Origin of the sequence: Phenylobacterium sp. (genome assembly GCF_030646615.1) — a bacterium.
Classification (GTDB): Bacteria; Pseudomonadota; Alphaproteobacteria; order Caulobacterales; family Caulobacteraceae; genus Phenylobacterium.
This window is the reverse complement of sequence record NZ_JAUSLG010000097.1, coordinates 1-9,804: the sequence shown is the minus strand read 5'-3', so window position 1 is coordinate 9,804 and position 9,804 is coordinate 1. Positions and strand designations below refer to the sequence as shown.

Here is a 9,804-nt window from a genome sequence, read left to right as displayed (position 1 = left end):
AGCGAGTTGATCAGGCCGATGTTCGGGCCTTCCGGCGTCTCGATGGGGCAGATCCGGCCGTAGTGGGTCGGGTGCACGTCGCGGACTTCGAAGCCGGCGCGCTCGCGGGTCAGACCCCCGGGGCCAAGGGCCGAGAGGCGGCGCTTGTGGGTGATTTCCGAGAGCGGATTGGTCTGGTCCATGAACTGCGACAGCTGCGAGGAGCCGAAGAACTCCCGCACGGCGGCGGCGGCCGGCTTCGCATTGATCAGGTCATGGGGCATGACCGTGTCGATATCGACCGAGCTCATGCGCTCCTTGATGGCGCGCTCCATGCGCAGCAGGCCGACGCGGTACTGGTTTTCCAGCAGCTCGCCCACCGAACGGACCCGGCGGTTGCCGAGGTTGTCGATGTCGTCGATCTCGCCGCGGCCGTCCCGCAGGCCGACCAGGGTCTTGAGCACGGCCAGGACGTCGGCCTTGCGCAGGACGCGGACGTCGTCGGGGCAGTCCAGCTCCAGGCGCATGTTCATCTTCACGCGGCCGACCGAAGACAGGTCGTAGCGCTCGGAATCGAAGAACAGGCTGTTGTACATGGCCTCGGCGGCTTCCACCGTCGGCGGCTCGCCCGGACGCATGACCCGGTAGATGTCGAACAGCGCGTCTTCGCGGGTGGTGTTCTTGTCGATGCGCAGGGTGTTGCGCATGTAGGCGCCGACATTGACCTCGTCGATGTCGAGGACGTCGAACTTGGTGAAGCCCTGCTCTTCCAGCGAGCCGAGCAGCGCCACGTCCAGCTCATCGCCGGCCTCGGCGTAGATTTCGCCGGTTTCGTGATTGACTAGGTCGCTGGCCAGATAGCGGCCGGTGAGCGCCTCGGGCGCCAGCAGCAGCACCTTGAGGCCCGCATCGGCGAACTTCTTGGCGTTACGGGCCGAGATCTTCTGGCCGGCCGGGGCCACTTCCTCGCCGGTCTCGCCGTCGATCAGCGGAAACTCCGGCTTCACGCCGCGCCAGCGCTCGGGCTTGTACTGGGTGGCCCAGCCGCCTTCGCGCTTCTCGAAGGTCACGGTCTCATAGAAGGTGGAGAGGATCTCTTCCCCGTCCATGCCGAGCGCCATGAGGAAGGTCGAGGCCGGCAGTTTGCGGCGGCGGTCGATACGGACATAGACGATGTCCTTGGCGTCGAACTCGAAGTCGAGCCAGGAGCCGCGATAGGGAATGACGCGGGCGGCGAACAGCAGCTTGCCCGACGAGTGGGTCTTGCCCTTGTCGTGGTCGAAGAAGACGCCCGGCGAGCGGTGCATCTGGGAGACGATGACGCGCTGGGTCCCGTTGACGATGAAGGTGCCCTTCTCCGTCATGAGCGGGATGTCGCCCATATAGACGTCCTGCTCCTTGATGTCCTTCACCGAGCGGGCGCCGGTCTCTTCATCGGTTTCGAACACGATGAGACGCAGCTTCACCTTCAGCGGCGCGGCATAGGTCATGTCGCGCTGGACGCATTCCTCGACGTCGTACTTCGGGTCCTCGAACTCGTAGGACACGTATTCGAGCACGGCGCGTTCGTTGAAATCCTTGATTGGGAAGACGGACTTGAAGACCGCCTCGACCCCTTCTTCCCGGCGATCGGCCGGGCGCACTTCACGCTGCAGGAACTGTTCGTAGGACGAGCGCTGAACCTCGATCAGGTTCGGCATCTGCACAGCTTCGGGGATGCGGCCGAAAGACTTCCGGATCCGCTTCTTGCCGGTGAAGGATTGCGCCATGTTATTCCCTTGAGCGCGCGCGGGCGTCAGGCCAGCGCGCCGTAAGTGTCATCCTGCGTCCACCCTCAAAACCCCCGAGGCCGGGGGCCGGACGCTGGAAATGTCCCCTTTACGTCGGGGACGCTCCCTCGCATGGTCGGAGGGCGACGGACCATGCCTCGGAGACGGAACGTGCGAAGACTCGCGTCTTAGCTGAATCGGAATTTCGCGAAGCTCGCCAGATAGGACTTTTACAACCCCTTGGGAAGCCCCTTTCCACAGAAAAGTTGGGGCGGCTGTGGAACCGGGCAGATGGCCGCGCCTACAGATCAATACGCCAGCGCACAATCTCGGCGCCGCCGTGCAGCGTCCCCCCCGTTTCGCGCGCCAGCACATATCCGCCGTTCTTGATCACCGCCTGCTGGGAGGCAGGATTGTCGGCGTCGGTGGTCAGCTCCACATGGTCCAGTCCCCGCCCCCTCGCCTCCTCCAGCATCAGGGCCAGAGCCTGAGAGGCGTAGCCCCGCCCCCGCCGCCAGGGCGGCACGGCGTATCCGATGTGGCCATAGGGGAACCAGTCCGGCAGCGGTCCGCCCCCGGGGCCCCAACGCAGGCCGATGGAGCCGCAGAACCCGTCATCCCAGATCCACCGCCGGAGGCTGGGCAGGCGGGGACCATGGCTTCCGTCGATCCGCAGGACCGGCGGTCCGCCGCCGTCGGGATTGTCGAGCGATCGCACAAAGGCCTCAGGGTCGGCGGAGATGCGCTCCAGCTCCTCAGCGGCGGCGGCGTTGCCGCGCAGATTGTCGGCCGACCAGCCCCGCCGCAGGGCGTCGGCATAGGCGGGCAGAAGGTCCAGGCTTGGAGTCTCGAGCGTGACGGTCATGGCTCGACTATCGCGCCAGATGGATCGCCGCGAAAGCTATCGCGAAAGCCCGTCAGGCACGGAAACGGGCCCGGAGGTTTCCCCCCGGGCCCGCGAAAGAGACGCGAGATGCGCCGCTTTAGTCCTACTTGATTTGGACCGAAGCGCCGGCTTCTTCGAGCTTCTTCTTGATCTCTTCAGCTTCCTGCTTGGAGATGTTTTCCTTGATGTTCTGGGGAGCGCCTTCCACCAGGTCCTTTGCTTCCTTCAGGCCGAGGTCCGGACGCACGCCGCGAACTTCCTTAATCACGTTGATCTTCTTGTCGCCGCCGCCGGTCAGGACGACGGTGAACTCGGTCTGCTCTTCGGCGGCTTCAGCCGGGGCGCCGGCGGCGGCGGGGGCCGCAGCGGCCACCGGAGCGGCGGCGGAAACGCCCCACTTTTCTTCCAGCATCTTGGAGAGCTCAGCGGCCTCCAGGACGGTCAGAGCCGACAGGTCTTCGACGATCTTTTCGAGGTTAGCCATGGGATTTTGATCCTTGAGAGATTGGGGGTGTCGGGAAAATGACGATCAGGCGGCGTCTTTGGCGGCGTATGCGCCCATGACGCGGGCCAGCTGACCGGCCGGCGCCTGCAGGATGCCGGCGATCTTGGTCGCGGGCGCCTGGACGAGACCGATGATCTTGCCGCGGAGCTGGTCGAGCGAGGGCAGAGTCGCGAGTGCGCTCACCCCGGTCTTGTCCAGAACCTGCGTGCCCATCAGGCCGCCCATGATCACGAGCTTGTCGTTTTCCTTGGCGAACTGGGTGGCGACCTTGGCGGCGGAGACCGGATCCGGGCCGTAGGCGATGGCGACGGGGCCAGTGAAAAGGGCGTCGCCCTCCTCGCCAACCGAGCCGTCCAGAGCCTTCTGGGCCAGGGTGTTCTTCACCACCTTCAGCTGGGCGCCCTGCTCACGCAGGCGGCCCCGGAGATTCGTCATTTCCGCAACGGTCAGACCCAGATTGTGGGTCACGACCACGGCGCCGGATTCGGCAAAGACGCTTTTCAGCGTCTCGATCGCGTCCTGCTTTTGAGCGCGGTCCATTGCGGTCTCCTACTCAGGTGCGACGCCTGGACTATTCCAGACGCCGTTGGACGGTCACGGGTTGGGGAAGCCCCCACCTGGAACCGTCAAGCCTGTCCTTTGAGAGAAGCCGCAGCCGTCGCGCCCTATGTCCGCCATGCGGAAATGGGCCTTGTCGGCGTCATCTTCCCGTCTCCCCGCGAGTGTGGAAGGGCTCTTCCACGCTTATGGTCCAGGCGACCCCTGGACCCCGCAGTTCTTGGACAGGATCGGAAGCCCCCTTGCGGGAGACCTCCAGTCCCCGCCCCTCCTTGCGGAGCGGCGAAACCTCAGAGGCGCGGCTCATACAGCACGCAGGCCCCGCGCGCAACGCCCCGCGCCATGAGCGCACCCACGCCCACGAAAAAGGGGGCCGCGTCGCCGCAGCCCCCTTGGGTCGTCTGTTCGGTGCGAAGGCGTTTAGGCGCCGACCGAACCGGTCTCGATCCGGAAGCCGGGGCCCATGGTCGAAGACAGGCTGATCTTCTTCACATAGGTGCCCTTGGCGCCCGAGGGCTTGGCCTTGTTGAGGGCGTCCACCAGGGCCTTGACGTTGGCCAGGATGGCGTCGTCGGAGAAGCTCGCCTTGCCGATGCCGGCGTGGATGATGCCGGTCTTCTCGGTGCGGAACTCGATGGCGCCGCCCTTGGCGTCCTTCACGGCCTGAGCCACGTTGGGCGTCACGGTGCCGACGCGGGGGTTCGGCATCAGGCCGCGGGGGCCGAGCACCTTACCCAGACGGCCCACCAGGGCCATCATGTCCGGCGTGGCGATCACCCGGTCGAAGTCCATGAAGCCGCCCTGGATGCGTTCCACCAGCTCTTCGGCGCCGACGATGTCGGCCCCGGCGGCGGTGGCTTCGTCAGCCTTGGCGTCCTTGGCGATGACGGCGACGCGGACATCGCGGCCGGTGCCCGAGGGCAGGTTCACGACGCCACGGACCTGCTGGTCGGCGTGGCGGGGATCGACGCCCAGATTGACGGCGATCTCGATGGACTCGTCGAACTTGGCCTTGGCGTTTTCCTTGACCAGCTTGATGGCGTCTTCGACCGAGTGAGCGGCCAGACGGTCGCCGGTCCAGGCCTGGATGCGCTTTGCTTGCTTAGGCATGGGTCTCAGGCCTCCACGATCTCAAGGCCCATCGAACGGGCGGAGCCCTCGATGATGCGGGCGGCGGACTCGACGTCGTTGGCGTTGAGGTCCTTCATCTTCGACTCGGCGATCTCCCGCAGCTGAGCGCGGGTGATGCTGCCCACGGTCTCGCGACCGGTGAGCTTGGCGCCGGACTTAATGCCGACCGCCTGCTTGATGTAGTGGGTCGCCGGCGGGGTCTTGGTGACGAAGGTGAAGGACTTGTCCTGATAGACGGTGATCACCGTCGGCAGGGGCGTGCCCTTGGGTTCCTTCTCGGTGCGGGCGTTGAACTCCTTGCAGAAGCCCATGATGTTGACGCCGCGCTGACCGAGCGCCGGCCCGATGGGCGGCGAAGGGGTGGCGGAGCCCGCAGGCACCTGCAATTTGATATAGCCCAGAATCTTCTTGGCCATCTTCTCCTCTTTGGCCGGACGTCCGGCCTGTTGAGCCGTGGTGCGGGGTTATGGCTGGCCAGCCCCCTCCCACGGATTTGAGCCGCGCGACCAAGGGCCGCCCGGCGAAGCCCGCGCTTCTATCAGCGGGGGCCGCGGTGGGCAAGCTGCGTCAGGGGGAAGGTGTCGTTCACCACAAAGAACACAAAGAGCACGAAGGCTCAGAGAACAAAGCGGCGAACGCCCTGACGAAACAACGGCACATTGAAGAGATATGTCCGGCCGACCGCCTCGATGCGCGCATCGAGGCCTTTGTGCTCTTTGTGTCCTTCGTGGTTCGACTTCTCGCCTCGGCATCGGTCCGCGAAGGCATTGAACACTCGAAAGCCCGACTAGCTGGTCTTTTCGACCTGGCCGTATTCGAGTTCGACCGGGGTGGCGCGGCCGAAGATGGAGACGGTGACGCGGAGACGGGCGCGTTCCTCGTCGACCTGCTCCACCGAGCCGTTGAAGCTGGCGAAGGGGCCGTCGGTGACGCGAACCTGCTCGCCGATCTCGAAGCTGATGGTCGGCTTGGGCCGTTCGACGCCCTCTTCGATGGCGCCGATGATCCGGGCCACTTCCATTTCGGAGACCGGCAGCGGCTTGGCGCCGGACCCGAGGAAGCCCGTGACCTTCGGGGTGTTCTTGATGAGGTGATAGGCCTCGTCGGTGAGGTTCATCTTCACCAGCACATAGCCCGGGAAGAACTTGCGCTCGGTGTTGATCTTCCGGCCGCGGCGGATCTCGACCACGTCCTCGGTGGGCACCAGCACTTCGGAGAACTGATCCTCAAGACCCTGGTTGCGGGCCTGGTCGAGGATGGCCTCCTTCACCTTCTTCTCGAAGTTCGAGTAGGCGTGGACGATGTACCACTTGTGATTGTTCGGCGCGACGGCGTCCGCGGTTTCAGCGTTCATTCTCGATTATCCCGCGTTGGCGAACTGGAGGATCAAGCCCATCACCCAGCCAATGATGAAGTCCACCCCAAAGAAGAAGATCGCGGCCAGCACGACCATGATCCCGACCATCACCGAGGTGATCCAGGTCTCCTTGCGGGTCGTCCAGGTGATCTTACGCGCTTCGGCGCGGACCTCTCGGGCGAACTGACCGGGGCTGGTCTTCTTTTTCGGCGCGGAGTCGGCGAGCGGCGAGCCCGAGGACATGGCCGCGGCCGTCTTGGCGGCGCGGTTCCTCATCGCTTGCGGCGTAGCGCCCGGTTTCCTGGCCATCGAGGATAGCGACTTTCTACTTGAGGGCGGCGTTCCGGGAAGGAACCCGCCCGCGCGGTTCTAACACGACAGCGTCCTGGCGGCGGTGGCAGGAGTGGAGGGACTCGAACCCCCGGCCCTCGGTTTTGGAGACCGATGCTCTACCAGCTGAGCTACACTCCTACGCGCCGCAACCCTTGGCCCGCAGGGGGCCGTGGGACGACTGCTCCGAACAATAGACAACGCGCCGGAAGGCGGAAAGCCCGCCGGCGCGCGGCCGATCGCCGGAGCCGGCTCGTTTAGCAGGGGTCCCCCGCACGGGCAAGGCGGATCAAAGGACGGCGTTGCGGCGTTCCCTCGCCCCCAGAGTTTTCCAGAGTTTCCTGCGAGGATCGCCATGACCACGTCCAATCCCGCCCCCGGCAAGCCCGCCGACGACCGCAACCGGGACGAGGAGCAGCGTCCGGGCTCGCCGCCGACCTCGGCCTATGTGCCCGAAGGCTCGAAATCCTCGACCGAGTCGCACAAGACCCGCACCGATCCGACCACAGGCGCCCCCAACGAGGGCGCCCCGGAACCGGCCGATTCGGAGGCCGATCGCGGCGACTGATCGCCGGAGCCGTCAGCCCGCTCGCGGCCTCAGGTCTTGACGCCGTCCAGTTCGAAGCTGCGGTCGAGGTTGGCGATCCGGTCCTCCACCAGGCCGGCCCGCTTGAGCGCCAGGGAGGTGGCCCACAGGGCCGCCCGCGCCGGCATGGGCGTGTGGGTCATGGCCGCCACCGGCAGGCCTTTGCGCCGGAAAATGCCGTTGGCGTAGTGGGCGCCATTGGTCATCCGCGTGCCCCAGGTCTGGTAGTCTACCGACAGGGAGACGTTGAAGCCCTCCTGGTTCTCGATGCGGTGCGGCGCGTGCAGCGGCCAGGTGGCCGCCAGGCCGGGCTCCAGGTCGAACACCTGGGCTGCGGCGTCCATGTCGCGGCGATAGGGCAGGTCCTCGGTCTGCTGCTTGAGCATGATATTCTCCATGCCTGTCTGGGGCATGTGGGCCTCGTCGGCCGGATAGATCCAGATGCGCTTGCGCCCGCGCATGTGGAAGAGGCAGACGCCCGGGGCGTCGGCATGGAAGGGCACCTTGGCCTGAGGCGCAGACAGGATCAGCTGGCCGTTCAGCTGCACCGGCTTGAAGCCCGCCGCCTCGCGGGCGATTTCCCGGAAGGCGCCATGGATCACCGGAGTCAGCGCCTCATAGTGCTGCTCGATCCGGCGCAGCTGCACCCACACCCGGCCGTCCTTGATACCTTCCAGCACCTTCTCGCCTGGCAGCCGGCCCCGCACGCCGGTGCGCATGGTCGCCTGCCCCTCGTCGTCATAATCGAACAGGTTGATGTCGTAGAGCTCGGCGGGATAGCGGTCGAGCAAGGCGGCCAGCGCCTCGTCCTCGAACAGGCCGGTCTGCGCCAGGCGATGGCCGAAGGTGATCGGCGCCTTACGGAAGTCGCGCTTCTGCTCGGGCGTCCAGGCGGGGATGAGGCGATCCGAAACGGCGTCGGCGATCATGGTCGTTCCTTCAATCCAGTATGAGCATTCCGGCCGTGGCGCCGGCGAGCCACAATCCAAGTCCAAGCCCTGCCCCGATCCGGCGATGCCGGCGGCCGATGTGGCCCAGGGAGCGGCCGGCGGCGGAAATCTGTCCGTTCAGGCGCGGCTCGCAGGCCGAGATGCGGTCCAGGCGCCGGTCGAGGCGCTGGTAGAGGGCGCGCAGCCGGTCATGCAGCTGGGGCGAGCCGGCCACCGTCTGGCGCACCAGGCCCCGCAGGCCTTCGATAAAGGGATCGGCGGTGACATCGCCCTCGACCACCTGACCGCCCTCGTCGGCGAAGGCGCGCTTGTAGTCCTCGACGCCAGGCCCAAAGTCGGCGAAGGCCACCCCCTGCCCGGCCAGAACTCGGAGGGTCTCCAGCGTCATCAGGGCGCCCGGGGAATAGCGTGCGAACTCCGGGTCGTAGATCGGAAACCACAGGTGATAGACCGAGCCCGACAGCAGGCCCGCCTCGGCGGCCACGATCTTGTCCCCAGCCCTCAGCACGGCGATCCGCAGGCCAAAGTCATCATCCGGGTCGCAGGTGAGGCGCCGCAGCAGCGCCTGGGTCCAGTCGGCGGAGAAGACATCGTGCTGGCCCGTGCGCCGCCACTGGGCGCGCTTCTCGGTAATGATCGTCTCAAGGAGGTCGGGATCGGCTGACAGGCTGAAGCTCAAAGGCCCGACCTGTTCGGCCAGCTGTCGCTGGCGGCGGCGCTTGTCCTTCAGGAAGCTCCCCTGCCCGGCCGCCCGCCGGCCCGCCAGATAGGCCTCATAGCCCCCGGTGAGGTCGGCGATCATGGCGGGCTTGGGCGCTGCGGCGTTGACCGCCCGCCCCTGGCCGCCCACCAGTCCGCCAAAGCGGAAACGCCGGACGCGCAGGTGCTCGAGCACCGCCTTCAGGTCGATATCGGCGCCGGGCTGGGCCACCAGCCCATGATAGTCGGTCAGCGGCGCGCCCATGGGCTGGATGGCGCCGCCCCGGCGCTGGAAGGGCAGGAAGGCGACGATGGCGCCGGACCGGCGAATGATCGCCACCTCCGCGCCAGGCGCGGTCTCGCCGGCGGCCAGGATATAGCGGAAGTCGAAATAGGGGCTGGCCAGGGCCGGATCACTGCTGCGGAACTGCGCCCACAGGGCGCGGGCCTGCGGATCGAGCTCACTGGCCCGCCGCGTCTCGACGCTGATCCCGGCTCCCATTCTGGCGCCCTCTCCCCGCTTACGCACCCTCAGGTTGCTCAACCTGCAAGACACGCGCCGTTCCCGGCAGAGAACCACGCAGGGGTTGCGAAAAAGGAAAGGTCGGCGCCGTTCCCCCTCGCCCACGGAAAAGGCCGCCGGGGTTTCCCCCGGCGGCCTTGGCCTTAGGTCACAGGTTTGAGGCCTGGACTATTCGACGATCTTGGCCACCACGCCGGCGCCGACCGTGCGGCCGCCTTCGCGGATGGCGAAGCGCAGGCCCTGGTCCATGGCGATCGGGGTGATCAGCTCAACGTCCAGCTCGGCATTGTCGCCCGGCATGATCATTTCCACGCCTTCGCGCAGCTTGATGATCCCGGTCACGTCCGTCGTCCGGAAGTAGAACTGCGGACGATAGTTGGTGAAGAACGGCGTGTGACGGCCCCCCTCTTCCTTGGTCAGGATATAGGCCTCGGCCACGAACTTGGTGTGCGGCGTGATCGAGCCCGGCTTGCAGAGCACCTGGCCACGCTCGACGTCTTCACGCTTGGTGCCGCGCAGCAGCACGCCCAC

The 9,804-nt window shown here is 66.4% G+C and carries 10 protein-coding genes, 1 tRNA gene and 2 pseudogenes; 1 reads left to right on the top strand and 12 read right to left on the bottom strand.

All coding sequences use genetic code 11. The features are described 5' to 3' along the window. From Q7S93_RS17665 to Q7S93_RS17625, 9 genes and pseudogenes are all read right to left on the bottom strand, one after another. A pseudogene (locus Q7S93_RS17665) lies at nt 1–1,748 on the bottom strand (DNA-directed RNA polymerase subunit beta); the annotation flags it as partial. A 301-nt stretch (nt 1,749–2,049) separates the two neighbouring features. Next, nucleotides 2,050–2,613 (bottom strand): GNAT family N-acetyltransferase, encoded by a 564-nt coding sequence (locus Q7S93_RS17660; protein WP_304715919.1) that lies wholly within the window; start codon nt 2,611–2,613, stop codon nt 2,050–2,052. A gap of 124 nt (nt 2,614–2,737) precedes the next feature. Beyond that, nucleotides 2,738–3,118, bottom strand: a complete 381-nt coding sequence (rplL, locus tag Q7S93_RS17655) for a 50S ribosomal protein L7/L12 (RefSeq protein ID WP_293317149.1) — start codon at nt 3,116–3,118, stop codon at nt 2,738–2,740. Between the two features lie 45 nt (nt 3,119–3,163). Then, nucleotides 3,164–3,679 (bottom strand): 50S ribosomal protein L10, encoded by a 516-nt coding sequence (rplJ, locus tag Q7S93_RS17650; RefSeq protein WP_304715914.1) that lies wholly within the window; start codon nt 3,677–3,679, stop codon nt 3,164–3,166. Nucleotides 3,680–4,117: 438 nt separating this feature from the next. Continuing rightward, complete coding sequence (rplA, locus tag Q7S93_RS17645; protein WP_304715910.1) at nt 4,118–4,807, bottom strand: 50S ribosomal protein L1; 690 nt, start codon at nt 4,805–4,807, stop codon at nt 4,118–4,120. Nucleotides 4,808–4,812: 5 nt separating this feature from the next. Beyond that, nucleotides 4,813–5,244 carry a 50S ribosomal protein L11 gene (gene rplK, locus Q7S93_RS17640; protein WP_304715908.1) on the bottom strand — a complete coding sequence of 144 codons (432 nt, stop codon included), beginning with the start codon at nt 5,242–5,244 and terminating at the stop codon, nt 4,813–4,815. 371 nt (nt 5,245–5,615) lie between these two features. Further along, nucleotides 5,616–6,182, bottom strand: a complete 567-nt coding sequence (gene nusG / locus Q7S93_RS17635) for a transcription termination/antitermination protein NusG (RefSeq protein WP_304715905.1) — start codon at nt 6,180–6,182, stop codon at nt 5,616–5,618. 6 nt (nt 6,183–6,188) lie between these two features. Then, complete coding sequence (gene secE / locus Q7S93_RS17630) at nt 6,189–6,494, bottom strand: preprotein translocase subunit SecE (protein WP_304715903.1); 306 nt, start codon at nt 6,492–6,494, stop codon at nt 6,189–6,191. A gap of 86 nt (nt 6,495–6,580) precedes the next feature. Then, nucleotides 6,581–6,656: transfer RNA gene (locus Q7S93_RS17625), tRNA-Trp, on the bottom strand. A 214-nt stretch (nt 6,657–6,870) separates the two neighbouring features. Here Q7S93_RS17625 and Q7S93_RS17620 point away from each other — a divergent pair. Next, nucleotides 6,871–7,083 (top strand): hypothetical protein, encoded by a 213-nt coding sequence (locus tag Q7S93_RS17620; RefSeq protein WP_304715902.1) that lies wholly within the window; start codon nt 6,871–6,873, stop codon nt 7,081–7,083. A 29-nt stretch (nt 7,084–7,112) separates the two neighbouring features. On the opposite strand, the gene Q7S93_RS17615 is transcribed toward Q7S93_RS17620, so the two are convergent. The 3 genes and pseudogenes from Q7S93_RS17615 to tuf all read right to left on the bottom strand — a co-directional run. Further along, nucleotides 7,113–8,030 carry a transcriptional regulator gene (locus Q7S93_RS17615; RefSeq protein ID WP_304715901.1) on the bottom strand — a complete coding sequence of 306 codons (918 nt, stop codon included), beginning with the start codon at nt 8,028–8,030 and terminating at the stop codon, nt 7,113–7,115. A gap of 10 nt (nt 8,031–8,040) precedes the next feature. Beyond that, complete coding sequence (locus Q7S93_RS17610) at nt 8,041–9,252, bottom strand: GNAT family N-acetyltransferase (protein WP_304715900.1); 1,212 nt, start codon at nt 9,250–9,252, stop codon at nt 8,041–8,043. Nucleotides 9,253–9,441: 189 nt separating this feature from the next. Beyond that, a pseudogene (gene tuf / locus Q7S93_RS17605) lies at nt 9,442–9,804 on the bottom strand (elongation factor Tu); the annotation flags it as partial.

Bases quoted from the DNA above. Each gene is read 5' to 3' on its own strand.
- Q7S93_RS17660 (WP_304715919.1), bottom strand. From the start codon at position 2,613: ATGACCGTCACGCTCGAGACTCCAAGCCTGGACCTTCTGCCCGCCTAT.
- rplL (WP_293317149.1), bottom strand. From the start codon at position 3,118: ATGGCTAACCTCGAAAAGATCGTCGAAGACCTGTCGGCTCTGACCGTC.
- rplJ (WP_304715914.1), bottom strand. From the start codon at position 3,679: ATGGACCGCGCTCAAAAGCAGGACGCGATCGAGACGCTGAAAAGCGTC.
- rplA (WP_304715910.1), bottom strand. From the start codon at position 4,807: ATGCCTAAGCAAGCAAAGCGCATCCAGGCCTGGACCGGCGACCGTCTG.
- rplK (WP_304715908.1), bottom strand. From the start codon at position 5,244: ATGGCCAAGAAGATTCTGGGCTATATCAAATTGCAGGTGCCTGCGGGC.
- nusG (WP_304715905.1), bottom strand. From the start codon at position 6,182: ATGAACGCTGAAACCGCGGACGCCGTCGCGCCGAACAATCACAAGTGG.
- secE (WP_304715903.1), bottom strand. From the start codon at position 6,494: ATGGCCAGGAAACCGGGCGCTACGCCGCAAGCGATGAGGAACCGCGCC.
- Q7S93_RS17620 (WP_304715902.1), top strand. From the start codon at position 6,871: ATGACCACGTCCAATCCCGCCCCCGGCAAGCCCGCCGACGACCGCAAC.
- Q7S93_RS17615 (WP_304715901.1), bottom strand. From the start codon at position 8,030: ATGATCGCCGACGCCGTTTCGGATCGCCTCATCCCCGCCTGGACGCCC.
- Q7S93_RS17610 (WP_304715900.1), bottom strand. From the start codon at position 9,252: ATGGGAGCCGGGATCAGCGTCGAGACGCGGCGGGCCAGTGAGCTCGAT.